This window comes from Pseudenhygromyxa sp. WMMC2535 (assembly GCF_011083025.2).
Genome location: NZ_JABJWV010000001.1, coordinates 7,905,242 through 7,925,984 on the forward strand (window position 1 = coordinate 7,905,242; position 20,743 = coordinate 7,925,984).

Sequence of the window (20,743 nt, forward strand, 5' to 3'; positions counted from 1 at the left end):
TGCCCGTCACCGTATCGCTGCTCGTCACGGCGTCGCTGCGCACGCCCGACGACAAAACGAAAACTGCCCGTGGCCGAGCCCCGGGCAGTCTCGCGAGCAGCTTCGGCTCGCCCGCGCTTCGACGGCGCTCAGACGCCGGCGAAGAGCCGCGCGCCGAAGCTGTCGCTGAGCTGGCCGATGTCGTAGATGCGCTTGGCCGCCTCGGCCACGTCGTACTCGACGCGCTTGAACTCGAAGTGCCGGCGGCTGCTGTCGTAGATCGTGTAGCTCGCCCGCGGGTCGTGGTCGCGCGGCTGGCCGACGCTGCCCACGGAGATCACGTAGCGATACTCGCTGCGGACCTCGAACTCGCGGGTGACGACCTCGAACACGCGCTCGCGGCTGATCGCAAAGGCCTTGCACAGGTGCGAGTGGCCGATGAAGGTGGCCTGACCCAGGCGGTCCCAGATCGGGATGCAGGTCGCCGCCTGCTCGACGCTGAAGATGTACTCGAACTCCTCGAGGTCGACGGGCGAGCCGTGGCAAAAGTGCGTGTCCTCGTCCTTCTCGATGAAGGCCAGGCTGCGCAGCCACTCCATGTTCTCGTCGCTGAGGATCCGCCGGTGGTAGTCGAGGGCCTCGCGCGCGGCGTCGTAGTAGTAGCTGTAGTCCATGCGCCCGGCGACGGCGGCGTCGTGGTTGCCGAGGATGGTGAACTTGGCGTTCTTGCGCACGATGTCGCAGCACTCGTTGGGCTGCGAGCCGTAGCCGACCGTGTCGCCGAGACAGATCAGCGCGTCGACCTTCTCGCCCTCGAAGCTGCGCATGACGGCCTCGAGGGCCGTGAGGTTGGCGTGCGTGTCGCTGAAGATTCCGTAGCGCATTTGAGGACTGCTTTTGACGCTAGAGCAGCTCGGCCTCGACCTCTTCGTCGAGGATGTCGAGCTCGGGGACCAAGATCGCCTCGTAGGCGCGACGAGCAAAGCCCCGCAGCTGTGTGATGTCTGGCAGCGATCGCTCTCCGCGAATCTGTGCTCCCGCGACGCTCACGTCGTGCAGTGTAGCAAGTGCCCGACCCGCCGCGAGAGCGATGTCTGTCTCGCTCGACTGCGCGAGCGCCTCCACGGCGTCGCGTGCGATGCCGTCCGGTCCACCTCCAGCAATCACCACCTCCGCCATCGCCCGCCCCGCGCGACCGATGAGCTCGCGGTGTTCGATGGGGAACTGCTCGCCTCGCTTGCTCTGACGTAGCAACGCGCACAATCGCTCCAGCGCTGTCGTCCCGAGCGCGCCGATGGCCCGCGCGACATCAAACCATACGCGGGTATCTTCCTGCGTGAGCCTTCGGATCAGTGGAACGATGCTCGAAGCATCTCGCGCGATACCGAGCAAAATCACCGCCGCGTGGCGGACCTGCTGACGCGGCGATCCGAGCTTGGCGTGCAGCGCTGGCACGGCCTGGGTGCCGAGCTCGGCGAGGCTCGGCATGATCGCCAGCAGCTCTTCTTCGTCGAATTCTTCGAGGGCCGAGAACACGGCCTCGAGCGACTCGGGCGTCCCGCCGTTGGCCAGCGCAGCCGTCGCCACGCGCAGGCGCATCTGCGGATCCCGAAGCTGCTCGCGCAGGTTCCCGCTCCCGTCCCGACCGCCGGGGCGGGCGAGGATCTCACCCGCCGCGACCCGCCGGCCCACGCCGGGCTCACGCCGCGAGAGCTGGCGTCCCGAGGGCTCCGTCCCGCCGCGATGCCGCGGACGATCGGCCTCGAGGCCGAGCTTGCGGACGAGCTCGACGGGGTACTCGAGCTGCTTGAGATCACACAGCTCGGCGATCCGCGACCACGAGGCCGCGCGCTGCTCCGTGTCGAGATCGTCGCCGTCCTGATCCGCCTCGGCCCGCGCTCGCGCCAGGCGTGAGGCGTAGTCGTTGAAGTCGTCGGCGAGGCCCGAGGCGATGATCCGTCGCCAGAAGCGACGCGGCGCGCACAGGCCATGCTCGACGGAGGCGACGAGCACCCGGCGACGGATCGCCTCGTACTCGTCGACGGACAGGCCGTCGACCTCGAGCAGGTGCGCGAGGTTCTTCTTGTCCGAGGAGGCCTCGAGGTGCTCGAGCGCGACCCAGGTCTCGCGCGGCGAGATCAGGTGACGGTAGGCGCCGGCGACCAGGGTCTGCGGCGCGCCGGTCAGGCGATCTTCCAGCGGGGTCTCGCGCAGGTGCTCGAGGGCCGAGGCGAAGGCCTCGCGGGGGTACTCGCTGCGCGCGAGGGCGGCCCTCGCCGACTCGAGGCACAGCGCCGCGTTGCGCTCGAGATCTCGAGCCGAGACCTCACGCCGAACCACCGAGGTCACGCCGTCCCCGCGCAGCACCAGCTGGACGCGGAAGCGACGTGAGAGCGCGCCGAAGATCTCCGCGGCGCGCTCGCTGCCGACGTCGACGATCCCGTCGATCAGTGACATGCGCCCGAGGTAGGACGCGACCAAGCGCACGCCGATCAGCGGGTAGCCATGCTCGCGCAGGTGGATCGGCCGGACCTGGAGCGCGGCCTGCCCCCACAGCGCCCGGCCCGGCTCGTCGAGGACGAGATCGATGGTCACGATCTCTTCGTCGTCCTGCCCCGAGGCCGCGCCGAGATCCATACTCAGCATCGTGAGGTAGGTGTCCGGCGCCTCGCTGGCCGGGACCGGCGCGGGCCAGGGGTGCGCGCCGACGATCTTGGGCACGCCGGAGCCCGTGGGCGCGCGGCGCTTGGCCGTGTCCTCGTGGTCCGAGCCGAGCAGCCGCGGGTTGACCTCGCGGATCGCCGTGACAGCGCTCGTGGTGCTGTCATCGAAGTGCCACAGCGGCCGCAGCAGCCACGGCCCCGCGTGCATCAGCGCGCCGGCCTCGACCCGCGCGCGCACGCCCTCGAGGTGCTCCGCGAGCGCCTCGACCAGCTGGTGGCGCTGGTGCGGCCCGAGGTAGAGCACGGCGCGCTCGCGCGACGGCTCGATCTCCAGCCAGTGGGTCCGCGCCGAGGCCGGCGTGGAGCAGGACGGACACTGGCCTCGCAGGGGTCCGTCCACCCGGCAGCGATCCGCCTCCTCAGCCATCGTCTCGCGGTCGATCCAACGCCAGCGAGTCGCCCGATAGTGGGTGCCGCATCGACAGGCGTAGGTCACGTCGACGGCCCAGCTCGAGCCTAGGACCTTCGTCACTGGCGAACGATAGCGCCGCGGTCTTCTCAGTGTAAAGCTGCACCGGACATCGTGACGGACGACAAGCACAGCACCCGCGGAACAGGCGCGCAGTCCGACCTCTCCGATCCCTCGGGGTCCCCCCCGCCCGGGGACGGCGGTCCCGATCGAACCCGCCAGCTGGTCGACCAGCTGACAGGCGGCTTTCGTGAGCAACTCGACCGCGCCCTGGGGATCCCTCTCGAGGACGATCCCGTCGCCCTCGCCTACGTCGACCACTACCTGAGCCTGCTCCGCCGAGAGCAGCGCGAGCCCATCTTGCGGTTGATCGCCGCGCAGGCGGGGGCGTGGTTCGGGGAGCTGATTTGCCGCGAGATTGGCGCGAGGTGGGTTGGCGACGGCACCGAGCCCCGACGCCTGCGCCTGCTCCTCGAGCCAGCCTTCGTGCACTTCTCCCCGGTCGACATGGCCTACGAGGCGATCTTCTCCGGGCCACCCGGTGGCGACGACCCGCGCCTGCCCGAGGGCGCCGAGCTCGACGGCGCCTATCACCTGCGCAAGCGAGCACCTGCCGACGCCCCGGCCGAGGGGCCCGCCGCGCTCAGCGATCACGAGTGGGTCCTCGAGCGCCTCGACGAGGCCCCGCCCATGCCCGAGGACCAGTACTACAGCCTCACGGGCCGCTTCGAGACCCTGCTGCTGATCCTCGAATTGCTCGCCACGCGGGCCGCCTCCCAGGGCCGCGAGCCCACTCTCTACCACCTGAACGACTACCTCGAGGAGCTCGCCGGCTGAGCGCGCCCGGGGAGGTCCTCGACCCGCGCCACTCGCGGGTACGATCGACCGCGCCGTGCTGCCCCAGCAAGGGCCGCGGCGTGTACAATCCCGGACGAATGCGCGGCGTCGCTCAGCGCTCGGGATCCGGGCCGACTCGACCTCGAGCGCGAGCCCAGCGTCCATGGTCGACCCTGGCGCGGCGCGCCTGCGGGCACCCACGGCGAGGAGGCCGGCTCGTGACCCCTGCCTCGGAGCCGGCGCTCGCGTCGGGATCGGGCCAGCCGTCTTCAGGAGGAGCGCGCTGATGCCAGGCTCCGTGTCGCGGGCCTTGATGCCCATCGACGAGGTCGCTCGCACGCTCGCTTCGACCCCCGCGAGCAACGGCCAGCTCCGCGCGGTGCTCTCCTTCACCATCGCGCGCTGGTCCATGGCCCTCGACAACGAGGAGCAGGCGGTCGAGCACCTCCGCGCCGCGCTGGCGACCATCGCCGAGCTGCGCCCGGCGATGCGCCTGCTCTACCGGATCTACAGCGAGCGAAACGACGTCCGCAACGCGGTCACCTTCCTCGACCAGGAGATCCGAGCGACCCGTCACCCGCGCGAGGCCGCCGCCCTCTACCGCGAGCGCGGCCAGCTCGTCGAGCGCTTCTTCCGAGATCTCCGCGCTGCCCAGCAGTGCCACGAGGCCGCGCTCAAGGCCACGCCCCGCGACCTCGCGGTGCTCCGCTCCGTCGAGCGCGTCTCCCTCGCTCGCGGCGACGTGTTCGGGACCATCGCCAACCTCGAACAGCAGCTCGAGGTCCTCCAAGATCGCGGCGCCTCGGCCGGCCTGCTCCACGACCTCGCGATGCTCGAGGCCCGCCACGCCGGCGACCTCGACCTCGCGGCGGACATGCTGCTCCACGCCCTCGAGCTCGTCCCGGGTCACCTCGGGCTGATCACGGATCTCTTCCGCATCGCCGAGCTCTCCGGCGACCCCGCGCTGATGCTCCGCGCCCTCGAGGTCGAGGCCGAGGCCCGCCCGGCCCGGCTGCGCGCCATGCCGCTGGCGCGCGCGAGCCTGGTGCTCCACGACCACCGCGAGCGCGGCGCGGCCGTGACCTTGCTGCTGGCCGCGACCCAGGCCCAGCCCGACAACTTCTCGCTGTGGCGCAACCTCGAGGAGCTGGCGATGAGCTCGAGCGGCTACGAGGTCGCGCTCGAGGCCTGCCTCGGTCAGCTGCGGGCGATCGGCGACGGCGAGCCGGCCGTGCGCGCCGAGCTCTTCTACCGCGTCGGTCGCCTGGCGATGATCCGCCTCGACAAGGTCAACGAGGGCCTCGCCGCCATGCGCAAGGCCCTGCGCCTGTTCCCGGCCCACGTGCCGGCGGTCGAGGACACGGCCCGCTACCTGATCACCAACGGCTTGTGGTCCCAGCTGCTCGAGCTGCTCAAGCTCCAGGCCGCGACCGCCACCGAGGCCGGGCTGACCAAGGCCGAGACCGCCCAGGCTCACCTGCGCGCCGGCCAGGTCCTCGAGGAGCACCTCAGCGAGCTCGAGGGCGCCCGCCGCCTCTATGAGGAGGCCTCGCAGATCGCCCCGCAGTATCGGCCGACCCGCGACCGCCTCGAGCGCGTGCTCCACCAGATGGGCAGGCCCGAGGATCTCGCCGAGTTCTACGAGGCCGAGCTCGAGGCCGCCGACACCAGCCCGCGCCGGGTCTTCCTGCTCTCGGTGCTCGGCCAGCTCCACTCCAACGCCGAGGATCCCAAGCACGCCATCAAGTACTTGGTCGCGCTGCTCAAGGAGGTCCCCGAGCACATGCCCTCGCTCCAGCGCCTCGCCCGGCTGATGGCGCGCACGGGCAAGACCAAGGAGCTGCTCAAGATCACCGAGCAGGAGGTCCGCCTGACCTTCAGCCCGGTCCGCAAGGCCAAGCTCATGCACCGCGCCGGCGAGCTCGCCCTCGAGCTCGGCGACCGCGACCGCGCCCGCGAGCTCTTCGAGGGCACCCTCGAGCAGGTCGACGATCACCAGGCCGGCATGGACAGCCTCGAGGCCCTGCTGCGTGGCGATCGTGACTGGGACCGGCTGCTCTCGCTGCTGCGCAAGCGCCTGCTCTACGCCACCGACCGCGGGCGCCAGGTGTCTTTGCGCCTCGAGCTCGCCAGCATCCTCGCGACCCGCCTCGACCGCTCCGAGGACGCCCTCGGCGAGCTCGAGCAGCTGCTCGAGCGCTGGCCCAGGCACCTGCCGGCGCTGCACGCCGCCGAGAACCTCGCGACCCGGCTGAGCCGCTGGGAGACCCTGGTCCGGGTGCTCGAGCAGCACGCCAGCGCGGTCCAGGGCCCGCGCACCCGCGCCCTGCTCCTGCACCGCGCCGCCAACGTTCGGACCAAGCACCTCGGTGATCACGACGGGGCGATCCGCGAGCTCGCCCGCGCCCTCGAGCTGTGGCCGCAGCTCGGCGTGGCCCGGGCGCTGCTCTTGCGCCTCTACGAGCAGCGCGGCCTCAGCCGCGAGCTCCAGGCCTTCGCCGAGGCCGGGCTGACCACGGAGCGCGGCGCCGACGATCGCCGCGCCCTGGCCCTGCAGCTCGCCGAGCTCACGCCCAAGGCCGTCGTTGCGATCCAGTACCTCGGAGCCGTCGCCGAGGCCCGGCCCGAAGACTTCGTCACCCAGCTGCGCCTCGCCCGGGCCGCGTTCCGGGCCCGCCGACCCTCGCGGGCCGCCGGCGCCCTCGAGGCCGCCGCCGAGCGCTTCGCCGAGCAGACCCGCGAAGACGACCCCAGCTTGCTCGCGCACCTGTTCCGCGCCGCCCGGGCCGAGGAGGCCGCCGGCAACCTCGACAGCGCCGACGCAGGCTACGCGCGGATCCTCGACCGCGCCCCCGGGCACGCACTCGCCCGCCGCGGGCGGCTGAGGGTCAAGCGCAAGCGCCAGCACACCTACGCCAACCGCCGCTCCGAAGATCTCCAGCGCGCCGGGGCCTCGGCCGAGCACGAGGTCGAGCAGGCCGCGTTCGAGACCATCGCCGCCGAGCTCCACGAGCGCCGCGGCGACCTCGAGGGCGCCCTGTCCCGCGCCGAGTCGGCGCTCACCCGCCGCCCCGACTACGCCCCCGCCCTGCACTGCAAGGCCCGGGTGCTCGAGCGCCTCGGCGGGCCGCAGCGCATCGGCGAGGCCATCCTCACCCTCGAGCACCTCGCCGACGTGCTCGTGCTGCACAGCCACCAGGTCCGCGCCCTGTCCCGCGCCGGCAGCATCTCCTTGCGCAGCGCCGAGCTGCACTCGCACAACTCCCAGGCCTGGGGCCTGTTCGCCCGCGCCCTGGCCATCGACCCCGCCGACGAGCTGGCCTTCCGCGGCCTCGAGCGCACCCACGCCGCCCACGGTGACCACGGCGCGCCGCCGCTCCAGCGCCTGCTCGAGCGCCGGCTCGAGGCGCTGACCAAGCACGGCCGCCTCAACCCCAACGCCGTGCGCGAGGCCGCCCGTCTGGCCGCCTACACCGACGGGCCCGAGGCCGCCGTCGACCTGCTCGAGCTCGGCCTCGACGACTACCCCGAAGATCCGGGCATCCACGCCGACCTCGCCCAGGGCTACGCCCGCCTCGAGCGCTGGCCCGAGGTCGTCGCCGAGCTCGAGCGCGCCCTGTCCCGCGAGCTCTCGCCCGAGCGCACCGCCGCCCTGCACTACTTCGCCGGCGACGCCCTCGAGCGCGCCGGCGAGGCGGCCAAGGCGATCGTCCACTACCTCGAGGCCGGCCGCGGCGGCTTCCACCCGCGCCACGCCCTGCTCTGCGCCGACCGCATCGCCGCGGATCAGGGCGCCATCTCCCAGCGCGTCGAGGCCCTCCAGCTGCTCGTCGAGCTCGGCGACGGCGAGCAGCGCGTGCGCAGCCTCCGAGCGCTCGCGGATCTCCACCGCGGCCCCCTCGGCAAGCCCGACGTCGCCGTCGATCTCATGCGCGAGCTGCTCTTGCTGCAGCCCACGGACCTCGACGTGCTCCGCGAGCTCCACCGGGCGCTGCGCAAGCTCGGCCGCCGCGAGGAGGCCAAGGCCACCTTGCTCGCCGGCGTCGCCCACCACCGCGCGTGGCTGCGCGCCGAGGGCGTGCGCGCCAAGTTCCCGCGCAGCGAGGACATCGACCACGCCCCGGTCCGCGGGCTGCGAGAGCTCTTCGACATGTGCGGCGAGGTCGACGGGGTCTACCTGGCCACGGCGATCCTCGAGGTCACCTGCGAGGCCGAGGACGAGCGCGAGAGCGGGACGCGCTGGGTGTCCTGCGACCGCCTGCAGACCGAGCCGTGGCCGCTGCCCGCGGCCCAGGACGGCAAGCCCCTCGATCTCCTGGTCGGCGACCTGCCCTGCTCCAACGCCCTCGACCTCCTCCACGAGGGCGTGTTCCTGCTCTCCGACCTACCCGGCGCCCCGGCGCCCCCCGTGGACCTCGCCAGCGGCCGCGCGCTGCCCAGCAACTCCGGCGTGGTCATGGTCGCCCGCGCGCTCGCGGACGCCCTGGGCATCTCTCAGCCCCTGGTCTTCCTCGATCCCAAGGCGCCCGAGGAGTCGGTCGTCGCCTACCTCGGCTTCAGCCCCGCGCTGATCGTCGGGCGCAAGATCAACAGCGCCCCCTTCGCGCCCCGGGCCCGCGACGAGCTCGGCCGGGCGATGATGCGTCTGGCCACCGGCGGCGACTTCCTGCACACCGACAAGGCCCAGCCGCGGCTGCTCGGCCTGCTCCTCGGCCTGTGCCGCGCCCTCGAGCTCGAGCTCCCCGACGACGCCTTCGCCCCGGCCCGCGGCGAGGTCCCGGCCATCGATCGCCGCCTCGCCGACTGGGTCGTCAAGCTGCTGCCCGACGCCGCCTCGCGCGTCGACCTCCACCAGGCCGCGCGCAGCTTCGCCCAGTCCACGGACACCTTCGATCCCCAGCGCCTGCGCGAGGCCCTGACCATGGCCCAAGACCGCGCCGGCGTGCTCGCGGCCGCCGATCCCCGCCCCGCCCTCGAGCGCCTGCTCGCCGGCGGCGATCACAAGATCCTGCTCGGCGAGCGCGCCACCGCCTTGCTCGGCTACCTGCTCAGCGATGACCACCTCGGCCTGCGCCGCTCGCTCGGTTACCAGGTGGCCCTCGCCCACGAACAACTCGAGGTTCTCCCCGGATGAGCCGACGACGACGAAGCGATCTCGAGCTGCGTGGGGAGATGTTCACCACGCGCCACTCCGGCGTGGGCCGGCCCATCGAAGAGGAGATCAGCGGGGCCATCGACCTCTCCGATCTCCTCGATCAAGTCGAGCGCGGCGAAGGTGGCGAGCAGGCCCCCCCGGCCCTGGTCGACAGCCCCTCGCTGCTGTGGGGCGTGCACTCCGGGCTGCACTCGAGCCTGATGTCCACGGCGGTCCCCATGGGCACCGCCGACGCCTGGCAGCTGCTCGCCGAGGAGTTCGCCGAGGAGAGCCGCGAGGTCGGCGATCCCCTGCTCGGCGCGGCGCTCATGGCCGAGGCCGGGCGCATCTTGGTCGATCGCCTGGGCCGCCGCGAGGACGGCCAGCTGCTCCTGCGCGACAGCGGCAGCGCCGTCGCCAAGACCCTGCTCGAGCTGCGCCCGAGCGGCGACGACTCCGTGGCCGAGGCCCTCGCCGAGCTCGAGCAAGCCGGCTCCGATCCCAAGCGCGACCCCGAGGAGCGCGCCGCCGCCTGGGTCGAGTTCGGGCTGCTCTGCGAGGAGTCCATGGGCAACCGCAAGCGGGCTCTGGACGCCTACCGCGAGGCCCTGGCCTGCCAGGCCGACCACCCCGAGGCGCTGCTGCTCAGCGCCGAGGCGGCCGCGATCACCAACGACGTCGCGGCCGGCCGCGAGGCCCTCGGCCGCCGCCTGGACACCTGCGAGAGCGCCCGCGAGCGCGTGTGGCTGCTGCTCGAGCTCAGTGAGCTCAGCGAGGATCCCGACGAGCGCCTGCGCCTGGTCCAGCAGGCCCACGACGCCGACCCGCGCGAGGAGACCGCCCTGCGCCGGCTGATCCGCCTGGTCGCGACCACCGGCGACTCCGTGCGCCTGGGCAAGCTCTACCGCCAGCTGGCCGACGTCGCCGAGGATCCGCTGTCGGCGAGCACCGCCTTGCACCTGGCCTTCCTGACCCTGGCCGAGTCCAACGAGCCCTTCGACAGCCTGGTCCGCGAGCTCGCCGCCCGCGAGCCCCGAGTCAGCGACGGCTCCGACATGCTCGCCCCCCTGTCCGAGGTCGCGCTCTACATCGAGCAGCGCGTGGCCTCGGGCGACGCCGAGGGCCTGCCCGCCAACTTGCACATCCTCGATCGCGTGGCCCAGACCCTCGACGCCCCGCGCGAGCAGGCCCTGGTCCGCGAGCAGATGGCCCGGCTGCGCCGCGAGACCCTGCGCCGCCTCGTCGACGAGAACCCCGATCCCGCCGACACGGTCACCGGCCTGCCCAAGCTGTCCGAGGATCGCAAGGACCTCGTGCGCGCGCTCGAGACCGATCTGCGCTTTTGCCTGGTCAACCTCCCCGAGCACCGCTGGGTCCGCGAGGCCCTGGCCGAGCTGCTCGAGTACACGGGCGACCACGCCGGCTTGGTCCTCCACCTCGACGAGTGGGCGCGGACCGTGACCGCCGGCCCCGGGCGCGCGGCCATCTTGCTGCGCCTGGGCGCCGTGCACGAGAACCTGCGCCAGGATCTGCCCCGCGCCGCCGAGATCTACGAGCTCTCCGTGGCCGAGGATCCCGAGAACCCCGCCTGCCTGCGCGCCCTGGGCCGGGTCTACGAGAAGATGCGCCGCTGGCCGCAGGCCGTGGCCAACCTCCAGCGCCAGGCCGACGAGACCGAGGACGGCCCCGAGCGCCTCGCAGCCCTGCGCCGGGTCGCGGCCATGGCCCAGCACGAGCTCGAGGACGTCGACCTGGCGATCGCGACCCTGGAAGAGGTCACGCGCATCGACCCCGACGACCTGCTCTCGCTCTTCCAGCTGGCCGCGCTGTGCCGCGCCGAGGGCCGCACCCCGGTGCTCGTCACGACCTTGCAGCACCTCGTCGAGCGCCTCGACGACGACGTCTCGCGGACCTCCGTGCTCGTCGAGCTCGGCGAGGCCCTCGAGCTCCAGCTCAAGCGCCGCGACGCGGCCCGCGAGGCCTACGAGCGCGCGCTTCGCCTGACCCCCGGCTACACCCCAGCGCTGCGCGCCCTCGCCCGGCTCTACCGCGACAACGGCGATCTCGACGCGCTCTTGGGCCTGCACGAGCCCGACGTCGACTCGGTCACCGATCCCGCCGTGCTCGCCCTCAAGGCCGCGCGCGTGTGCCTCGACGAGCTCCAGGATCACGACCGCGCCATCGACTACCTGCGCCGGGCCTACGAGACCAACCCCGACCTGCTCCCGGCCCGCGAGCTGCTCCAGCAGCTGCTCACGGTCAACAACCGCATCGAGGAGGCCTACGACCTCCTGCGCGCCCAGGATCTGCCCGAGCCCGCGCCCCTGCTCGCCGACTACCACTATCGCCTGGGCCTGCTCGCCGAGGCCCTGGCTCGCCAGGCCGCCCAGGTCGGCGGGGCCAGCAAGCGCAAGCTCGAGCAGGCGGCCGCGCGCTTCGACGCCGCGCTCCAGCACTACCGCGCGGCCCTGGGCGTGCAGCCCAACCACGGCCTCGCCGCCGAGCGCTCGCGCCGGCTGCTCGTCGCCCACCACGATCATGACAACCTCGTGCGCCTGGTCGAGGCCCTGTCCGAGCACGTCGAGGGCCCCAGCCAGACCGCGCTGCTCACCCAGCTCGCCCGGCTCCAGGCCACGCGCCCGGGGACCAAGCTGCGCCGCAACGCCGAGGCCGCCCAGGCCGCGCGCCGGACCTACGAGCGCGCCCTCCAGCGCGCGCCCAACGACCCCGTGCTCCGCCGCGAGTTCGAGACGCTGCTGCGCTTCATCGAAGACCGCCAGACCCTGCCCTCGATCTACCTGCAGACCGCCCGGGCCAGCGAGGACCTGCACTTCAAGGCGACCTTGCTCGTCGAGGCCGCCGAGCTCCTGCTCGCCGAGGGCGGCGCAGACGAGGGCGAGACCCCAGACCCCGTGCGCGTGGCCGAGGACCGCCAGCTCGCCGCGACCGCGATCCTCGAGGCCCTCCACGCCGACCCCGGCAACCCCTACGCGGTCCGCCACCTCGAGCGCCTGCTCAGCGAGCCCAACCCGCCGCTGCGGGCCCTGGACGCCGTCAGCGCGCGCGCCGTGCGGGCCCAGTCCGACGCCGAGCGGGCGATCTTCTACCTCGAGAGCGCCGAGCTGCTCGAGCACGCCGGCGCCGTCGATCCGGCCCGCCGCGCCTACCAGGCCGCCCTCGAGGCCCTGCCCGGGCTCCAGCCGGCCGCCCTCGGCCTCGCCCGCCTCGAGAAGGCCCGCTCCGGCAAGCTGCCCCAGGCCGCCGCCGAAGCACCCACGGTCTCGCTGCACAACCTCATGGCCGAGGCCCGCGACGCCGCGGTCCGTGCCGGCGCGTCTGGGGATCCGAGCGAGGCCGCCAAGGCCATCGACATCCTCACCGGCATCCTCGATCGCGACCCCGGCCACCGCGACGCCCTCGGCCTCGCCCGCGGCCTCGCCAACCAGCTCGACGATCCGCGCCCCGCCCTCGAGCTGATCACCCGCGTGTTCCCCCGCGTCCAGCACCGCGAGACCCGCTACGACCTCGCCCTGCTCCTCGCCGAGCACGCCCTCGAGCTCGAGACCGCGGTCCGCTACCTCGAGGACGCCGTCGAGGCCAACCCCGAGGGCAAGCAGGCCCTCCACGAGCTCGTCCGCTGCCACCGTCAGCTCGGCCGCGACCGCGAGGCCGTCGAGACCACCGAGCGCCTGCTCGAGCTCTACGAGATCGGCGAGCCCTCGGCCATCGACCTGCGCATGGGCATCGCTGCCTCCCTGGGCAACGATCCCACGACCCTCGAGCGCGCCTCGAGCCACGCCCGCGTCGTGCTCGACGCCCGCCCCGAGGACCCGCGCGCCGTCACCTTGATGGCCGACCTGCTCGAGCGCAGCCTCCAGCGCGTCGAGGCGGCCAAGCTCCTCGATCGCCTGCGCGCCCGCGAGCGCGACCGCGGCAAGCTCCACGACATCAACCTGCGCCAGGCCAGGCTCTTCGCCGCCAGCCACGGCCACGACGCCGACGCCCTCGCCGCCGCCGAGCGGGCCGTACAGCTCAACCCCGGCCACCGCGAGACCGTCGCCTTGCTGACCACCCTGCTCGCGCGCAGCGGCCAGTCCGAGCGCTTGGGTCGCTACCTCCCGGCGATCCGCGGCGCGATGATCCACAAGATCAGCCGCGCCGCCCTCTCCCTGCGCGACCTCCAGCTGCTGACCCGGATCAGCCGCAAGCACAGCCCCCAGCTCTCGGCCACCGCCGAGGCCGTGGCCTACGCCATCGACCCCAGCTCCGGCCCGCCGCCCACCGAGCACCTGCGCCCCGCCACCTCCGCGGGCCTCCAGGCCGTGCTCGGCACCCCCCAGCACCGCGACCTCCTGCTCGCCAGCAACGAGCTCGCCGAGCTCCACGAGCTGCTCTCCGCCGTCGACCCCGTGCTCCCGCGCATGGCCAGCGACTTCCAGGTCCTGTCCGAGGTCGACGCCCAGCCGATCCCCGCCAGCGCCGACGCGACAAGCTTCAGCGTCCTGCTCGGCCGCTGGGCAGTGACCGTCGCCATCCCCACCCCGACCATGGTCGCCTCCGGCACGCACAACGCCTGCGTCCTGCTACCCGGCGATCCCCCCACCCTCCGCCTCGGCGCCAACTTGTGGATGCAGGGCGACATGCAGAGCTGGCGCGGCCTCGCGGCCGTCGCCCTCGCCCGCCGAGCCTGGGGCGGCGCCCTCGTCCGCGCCCTCCCGGCCATCGACATGGACCTCCTGCTCGCGACCTGCTTCGAGAGCGTGCGGGTCTTCAACGCCATCACCGCCGACCCCGACGCCCGCCGTCTCCAAGAGCTCTCGGCCCAGCTCGGCAAGCACCTCCCCCGCCGCAACCGCAAGCTGATCGAGCGCGCCTGCGAGAGCCTCTCCGGCTACGAGTTCGCCCCCTCGGCCACCGCCCGCGCCACCTTGGCCTCGGACCTGCGCCTCGCCGCCCTGCTCTCGGGCGACATCGGAGGCGTCCTCGCGGCCGCCTGCATCCTCGACGGCGTCGCCGGCGGCCCCCTCAAGCAACGCATCAACCGCTCCAAGGCCGCCCAGGCCCTGCTCGCCTTCGTCCTCGGCGACGACTATCTGCGCCTGCGCAAGATCGTGCTCTGACCCCCCTCATCCCCGATCTTTCGCAACGAGAGCCGGCTTCCCCAGCCGGCTCTTCACATTTTCGACCCCGAGCGAGCAGACCAACCCTTCCCAGTAGACCAGCCTTCCCCAGCGAGCCCAGCCTCTCCTCCAGCAGACCAGCCTTCCCCAGCGGGCCCAGCCTCTCCTCCAGCAGACCAGCCTTCCCCAGCGGGCCCAGCCTCTCCTCCAGCAGACCAGCCTTCCCCAGCGGGCCCAGCCTCTCCTCCAGCGGGCCCAGCCTCTCCTCCAGCGGGCCCAGCCTCTCCTCCAGCGGGCCCAGCCTCTCCTCCAGCAGACCAGCCTTTCCCAGCGGGCCCAGCCTCTCCTCCAGCCACCATCCCCAACCTCTCCGGATCGGGCCACGCCCTCCGAACAAAGAAGCGCACAAAAGGGACAGCAGGGGACCCTGCAGACGAGTTTTGCGTACGTACCCTCCCTTCCCGAGCCACTCTCCTCGAACAAAACCCCCCACCCACCAGACACCCCGCCAAAGTCAGCAAGTCTGTCTGAGTATGCAGGGTCCCCTGCTGTCCCGTGCGCTCTCCACCGGCACCAACACCCCCAACAAAAAACCAGCGGCTCTCCTCCAGAAACCCAGCTCCCCCCCCAACGAGAGCACACACCCCCAACAAAAAACCACCACCCAGCTCCCCGTCTAAGCTTGGAAGCACCACCCCCCCGCTCGGTCCAAGCAGACGTGACCCCATCACGAAAACGCCCCCTTCACCTCCTCGCCCTCCCCGTCGCGCTCCTCGCCTTCGCCTGCGCCGACGATGGCGACGGCGCCGACGAGACCTCGGCCGTGGGCACCTTCGACGGCCTCTTCGACGGCGTCGTGACCGGCTTCAACTTCCCCTTCGACCTGGCGATCGTCCCCGACGATCCGCTCACCGACGACGAGGTCGAAGGCGGCGACATCTTCGTCGCCAACTACGGCACCTCGGAGATCATGCACGCCTCCAACCCCAGCGGCGATCCCTCCGGCGCCGCCGCCACAGCGATCCTCGACGGCACCGCCCTCGGCTTCGCCGGCGCCATGGCCGTGTCCGCCCCGGATCACCAGCGGATCTGGGCCATCTTCGAGCAGGGCGGCGAAGGTGACGCCGGCGGCCTCGTGATCCTCGAGCACGACGGCAGCGTGGTCGCCAGCTTCGACGGCGCCGACGCCCCTGACGCCTTCGAGAACCCCAGCGGCCTGTGCTTCGGCGGCTGGGACGATAGCGCCGCCATCGCCAGCTTCTACATGATCAACCTCGGCGACGGATCGGCGTGGCGCATCGACGCCAGCGACCTCGACGGCAGCGACGCCAGCTTCACCCGCGTCGGCGACGGCCTCGCCACCGGGATCCCCGGCAACCCAGGCTCCCCCGGCAACGGCCTGACCACCTCGAGCGACCTCCCCCAAGGTGGCGCCCGCGGCTGCGCCTACGGCTACGGCTCGCTCTACGTCGCCGACGCCCAAAACGCCCGGGTCGTGCGCTTCGACGACGCCGCCACCCAAAGCGAGCTCTCGCCGATCGCCCTCGAGGACACCCCCGGCGAGCTCGTCACCTACCCCACCGACGTCACGATCAACGCCGACGGCTACCTGATCGTGATCTCCTACGACAACGCCCAGGCCTTCGTCACCCTCGAGCTCCCCGGCGGTGGCTTCATCGACGACGGCCTCCAGGACCTCAACGTCAACGCTGGCAACTACGGCACCGCCGTGGCCTACGAGACCATCTGGTTCACCCGCGCCAACAACAAAAACGGCACGCTGCGGGCGATCACGCCGGAGCAAGACGTGCTCCCGACCACCGCGGGGCCCTTCCCGGCGCAGTAGTCGAGCGACGCCCTGCGACAAAAAGAGCTGCGCCGGCGCGATCGTGATCGCGCCGGCGCAGCTCGTTTCAATCTACAGACTCGCAGACCGGGCGAAGCGATCAGTTGTCGTGACCCTGATCGTGGTCAAGGTCGTGATCGTCGTAGTCCTGACCTTGCATCCCACCGCCGCGGCGCAGCTGCTCCATGGCCGCCGAGGTGATCTGCATCTGGACCAGCGTGGTCACCCCGTCGACGGTCTCGGGCGCCTCGGCGCCGCGCAGCGCCGTGGCGAGGTCGCGGATCCGCCGGGCCTCGCCCAGGGAGCCGTCGAGCCACAAGACCACCGCGGCGTCGTCGAGGGCGTTGGCCAGCGGCCCGCGCAGACCCTCGCGCAGACCCTCGTCGCCGGCAGCGGCGCCCTCGATGTGCTCGGTCCGCTGCGCGTCCTCGAGGGCCTGGGGATCCACGTCCTTCATGCGCTCGTTGAGCACCTCGAAGAAGTTGTTGGCGTCGAAGAGCACCGGCCACTCGTGGACCCGGGCGCCGAGCATCACGTCCTGAAGCTCACCCTCGGCGGCCGCGACATCGGCCAGGGCCGCGTCGAGCCAGGTCGGCTCGGGGTGAGCCTCGGGCGCGTCGCCGAGCCGGGGCAGGTGATCGTCGAAGCCCGAGGGGACCTCGCGGCCGGCCTGGAAGGTGGCCTCGCGAGCCCAGCGCAGGCGCGCGCGGATCCAGTCGACGTCGACCATGCGACCGTCGGCGTCGCGCTGCCAGTCGCGGGCGGTGCGACCCTGCTGGCCGTCGGTCTGGTAGTAGGCGCCAAAGTCGAGCAGGCGGTCCTCGGGATCGAGGATCGCCACGAACAGGGCCGCGCCCTCCTCGTCGTTGGGCAGGCTCAAGGTCACGCGGCTGAGCCCCGGCGACGCGCTCATGTCGATCATCGCGATCGGGCCGCCGTGGCGACGCAGACCATCGAGGCTGGCGCCCGCCCAGGTCTTGGCCGTCTCGGGGATCTCGACCCCCTTGCTGCGCAGCACGTGGATGGCCTTGCGCGCGGCCTTGCGGACCTTCTTGTCCTCGTGGTCCTCGAGGCCGAGGAGCGCAGCGGCGTCCTGAGCGGCCTGGAGCTTGGCGATCTCGTCGAGCAGAGCCTGGGTTTGAGCCATGGCCGCGGCTTCTATCACAGCCCGTGGTCGAGGGCGAAGGCCGGCAGCAAGTTGGCCCCCGTTCCCCAGCGCGGACGGCTCCAATGGGGCTGCTCGAGCAGCTCCCAGCCCAGCGCGGTTCGCACCATGCGCAGCGCCACGCCCCCCTCGGCGATGCGCTCGACCTGCTCCCCGGGGTCGAGATCGAGGTCATAGAAGTGCTGGGACTCACGACCTTGGCCGGGGCCGAGCACGAATTTGTAGTGCCCGATGATCGCCGCCCGGCTGCCGTCGCCGAGGTAGGAGAGCACCAGGCGCGGCGGCGGCTGGGGGTCGTCGATCAGCGGGACCAGGCTCTCGCCCAGCCAGCGCGGCGAGTACTCGAGGCCCAGGAGGTCCGCGAGGGTCGGCGCGAGGTCGAGGAGGTCGACCGGGGCGTCGACGCGGCCGGGGGCGAGCAGCTGCGGGGCGCGGATCGCCAGCGGGACGCGGATGCTCTCCTCGTAGAGCGTGCGCCCGTGGCCGGTGCCCCCGTGCTCGAGGAACTCCTCGCCGTGAACGCCGACCAGCACGATGATCACCTCGTCGAGCTCGCCGCGGGCCTCGAGGGCCGCGAGCAGCTCGCCCAGCGCCCCGTCGATGACCTGGAGCTCGCCGCGGTAGAGCCGGCGCACGTAGTCGAGCTGGGCCTGGTCGTACTCGACGACCTCGCGGCGGACGCGGTCGATCCAGATGTGCGTGCGGTGCTGGGGCGGCGCGCCCTCGGGCGGGACGACCCCCGCGAGCACCTCGCTGGGCGGATCGTAGGGGGCCTGGGCGTCGTTGAAGACCGCGTAGACGAAGCGCGGGGCCGGGCGCCGCTCGATCTCCCCGAGCATGTGCGCGACGAGCTTCTGGGCGTCGTTGCCCCGGGTGTTGCTGCGCTTGAGGATCAGGTGATCGGCGAAGCCCTGGGTCAGGCCGCGCTCCTCGCTGAAGTAGGTGTTGGCCGAGACGTTGGAGGTGAAGTAGCCGGCGCGATCGAAGACCTCGGCGAGCATCGTCTGGCCCTCGGCCACGAAGGTCCCGCGCAAGGTCAGGTGCCCCGAGGGGACCACGCTCGACAGCAGCGCGGCGTGGCTGGGCACGGCCGCCGCGCCCAGGGCGTAGGCGTGCTCGAAGACCAGCGCGTCCTCGACGAAGTCGGTGACGTGGCGCAGCTCCGGCCCGCGCAGCTGCGGCTCGAAGAGATCGTCCGGGCGCGCGCCCTCGAGGGCGAGGACGTAGACGTCGCGGACCTTGCGATCGCGCTTGTCGACGGGGATCGAGCGCGGGGCGACCACGTCGATGGACTCGAAGGTGGCCTGCCCGGGCGGCTCCCCCGGCTTGGGCTCGCGGGTGCTGCGGACGCGGATCTCGAGGCGCGTCGGGACCTCGCCGTAGCCCGAGAGGTCGACGCTGACGCTGCGCCCGGTCGCCCGCAGGGGCTGCTGGAGCAGCTCCGCCGGGCGCCGGCCGAAGCGGTGATCCACGTCCGTGCTCGCCAGGATCTCGAGGCCGCCGCGCCCCGAGACCTCGATCTTCAGCCGGGCGCGGCGCGGCGGGATCATGTAGTAGACCAGGCTCGAGCCCGCCGGGACCTCGAACTCGGCGTGCTCTCCCCGGGCCCGGAAGGTGTTGTCGCGCTCCTTGGGCGGGCCCTTGCGGATGCGCTCGAGGGTGCCGACCTCGACGCTCTCGATCGCCGCCGCGACCTGGACCTCGGCGTCCCCGCCGGCCTCGGCCAGGCTCTGCGCGAGGGGTCCCTCGGCCGGCGCGAGCGAGCGAAAGTGCAGACGCAGGCGGTTCTCCCCGTCGACGACCACGTCTCCAGGCAGCGAGAGCGTGCGCCGCTCCCACTCCTCGCCCACGCGCAGGTTGGCCAGCGGGCGCTCCTCCCACAGCACGGTGACCGCCTGATCCGGGGCCAGGGCGCGCATGGTGATCGCCATGGCCAGGCCGGCCTCGGGGGGCGGGGGCTCCTCCGGCATCGGCTCGCCCGGCGCGGGCTCGAAGGGGCTATCGGGGTTGAGCTTGGGCGACAGCGCTCCGTCGAGGGGGATCGTCAGCGCGCCACCTTGACCGACCAAGACCCCGGCGCGGCGATCACCGACGTCCTGGGCGAGGCGCCAGGACGAGCCCGCGGCGACGATCTGCAGGTGCTTGCGCGCGCTCGGTCGGCCGAGGTCGATCCACACCCGGCCCTCGCGCAGCTGCACCGCGCTCGGGCGCTGGGCGATCAGGTCCTGCCAGGCGTCGGTCGCCTCGACGCGAGCGACCGGCGCCAGCTGCTCGCCGCTCGCCGAAGCCGCGGCCCGCTCGCGCTTGCCCGACGCCTGAGGCCCGTCGTCGCCGCAGGCAGTCATGAACACGAGCGCGAGCAGCACGACGCGCACGGCCAAGCCCCACGCGCCTCGGCTCGCCTCACCGAGCGAGCGCCCTCCCCACGCGCGCGCGGCCATCGGGTTGTCGTGCGCGCGCGTCAGGGCCTCCCTCGTCCGCTCAGCGACGCGCACGCCAGCCCTCCAGGGCGACCCAGCCCGCCGGCACCCAGCAGGCCAGAATCCCGAGCACGGCCATGCCCCCGGCCCACCAGCACGCGCGAGGGTGAAGCGCGACGAAGAGCGAGCCGCGGCTCGCCGCCTCGATCCACGCCAGGGCCCCGCAGGTCCCGAGCAGCGCGAGCAAGCTGGCGCTGCCCAGGTCGAGGCTGTCCTCGCGCTCGCGGCTGCGCCGGTGATCGAAGGCCACCAGGACCACGCACGCGGCGACGACAGCGGCGGCGACGGCCAGGTGGATCGCGCCCATGCCGTCGATGAACGCGAGCAGCCGACGCAGCAGCGGACCCTCGGACCAGGCCTCGATGAGGCGCTGGGGCGGGAAGACGTCGGCGGGCAGCGGGGCCAGGCCCAAGAGCAGCTGGGCGCAGACCCCCGCGGCCGCGAACCCCAAGCTCAGCCGCCGGCCCAAGAGCCCAGCCACGGCCCCGAGCACGCCCGCGATGATCGCGGCCCAGGGCGCCACCCAGATCCGCCTGGGCTGGGGCACGCGCAGATCCCAGCCCGCGCGCCACAGGTGCAGCTGGAGCGCGACGCCGGCCCCACCTTCGACGACCTCGACGCGCAGCAGGTGCGGGCTGTTGCCGACCGCGAAGGCGGCGTTGTCCTCCACCGCCCGCTCCACGGCCGCCTGCGCCCACAGCGGGCCGCCGTCTTGGATCACCTCCACGGCCATGGGCTCGGGGCGCATGAGCTGGCCGTGCTCGTCGACGAGGCCGGCGAGGAAGGCCAGCTCGTCGAGGGCGTCGGCGGCCTCGCGCTCTCCCGCGAGCTCGCGCGTGGCGGCGCCGCCAGCCCACACCGCCCCCAGGCAGGCGAGCACCAGCCCGACCAGGGCGACGATCAACAGGCTGCGAGGGAGGGTGATCATGAGCGCGTGAGTGGCCCGGGCGTGCCAGCGGCGCGGGCGGGCGTGGGGTGCAGCATAGCGTGCTCGCCGGGCTGCTAGGAGCCCGTGGTGGAACCCAGCGCGGCCCCTGGCGCCGGGATTTT

At 72.7% G+C, this 20,743-nt stretch carries 9 protein-coding genes; 4 read left to right on the forward strand and 5 right to left on the reverse strand.

Features of this window, described 5'->3' with window-relative positions; all coding sequences use genetic code 11:
• Positions 1–128 precede the first annotated feature (128 nt).
• Complete coding sequence (locus tag G6O69_RS30605; RefSeq protein ID WP_172307007.1) at positions 129–863, reverse strand: metallophosphoesterase family protein; 735 nt, start codon at positions 861–863, stop codon at positions 129–131.
• A 19-nt stretch (positions 864–882) separates the two neighbouring features.
• Positions 883–3,174: a HEAT repeat domain-containing protein gene (locus G6O69_RS30610; RefSeq protein WP_172307008.1), complete on the reverse strand. Its 2,292-nt coding sequence runs from the start codon at positions 3,172–3,174 to the stop codon at positions 883–885.
• Positions 3,175–3,225: 51 nt separating this feature from the next.
• Here G6O69_RS30610 and G6O69_RS30615 point away from each other — a divergent pair, with 51 nt between their 5' ends.
• The 4 genes from G6O69_RS30615 to G6O69_RS30630 all read left to right on the forward strand — a co-directional run bounded on the left by G6O69_RS30615 (position 3,226) and on the right by G6O69_RS30630 (position 16,048).
• Positions 3,226–3,948 carry a hypothetical protein gene (locus G6O69_RS30615; protein WP_172307009.1) on the forward strand — a complete coding sequence of 241 codons (723 nt, stop codon included), beginning with the start codon at positions 3,226–3,228 and terminating at the stop codon, positions 3,946–3,948.
• 286 nt (positions 3,949–4,234) lie between these two features.
• The gene (locus G6O69_RS30620; RefSeq protein WP_172307010.1) at positions 4,235–9,082 is read left to right on the forward strand and encodes a hypothetical protein; all 4,848 of its coding nucleotides are present in this window, start codon (positions 4,235–4,237) and stop codon (positions 9,080–9,082) included.
• Positions 9,079–14,202 carry a tetratricopeptide repeat protein gene (locus tag G6O69_RS30625; RefSeq protein ID WP_172307011.1) on the forward strand — a complete coding sequence of 1,708 codons (5,124 nt, stop codon included), beginning with the start codon at positions 9,079–9,081 and terminating at the stop codon, positions 14,200–14,202. The genes G6O69_RS30620 and G6O69_RS30625 overlap by 4 nt, the downstream gene beginning before the upstream one ends.
• A 718-nt stretch (positions 14,203–14,920) precedes the next feature.
• A complete protein-coding gene (locus G6O69_RS30630; RefSeq protein ID WP_172307012.1) occupies positions 14,921–16,048 on the forward strand; it encodes a hypothetical protein in 1,128 nt (375 codons plus the stop codon).
• 100 nt (positions 16,049–16,148) lie between these two features.
• Here the strand turns inward: G6O69_RS30630 and G6O69_RS30635 are convergent, their stop codons facing one another.
• Genes G6O69_RS30635 through G6O69_RS30645 form a run of 3 tightly spaced genes read right to left on the reverse strand, consistent with a single transcriptional unit; the run spans position 16,149 to position 20,621 of the window.
• Positions 16,149–17,195, reverse strand: a complete 1,047-nt coding sequence (locus G6O69_RS30635; RefSeq protein ID WP_172307013.1) for a hypothetical protein — start codon at positions 17,193–17,195, stop codon at positions 16,149–16,151.
• A 14-nt stretch (positions 17,196–17,209) separates the two neighbouring features.
• Positions 17,210–19,708, reverse strand: coding sequence for a sulfatase-like hydrolase/transferase (locus G6O69_RS42455; protein ID WP_176397185.1), 2,499 nt, complete (start codon positions 19,706–19,708; stop codon positions 17,210–17,212).
• Positions 19,695–20,621, reverse strand: a complete 927-nt coding sequence (locus tag G6O69_RS30645; protein WP_172307015.1) for a hypothetical protein — start codon at positions 20,619–20,621, stop codon at positions 19,695–19,697. The genes G6O69_RS42455 and G6O69_RS30645 overlap by 14 nt, the downstream gene beginning before the upstream one ends.
• Positions 20,622–20,743 lie beyond the last annotated feature (122 nt).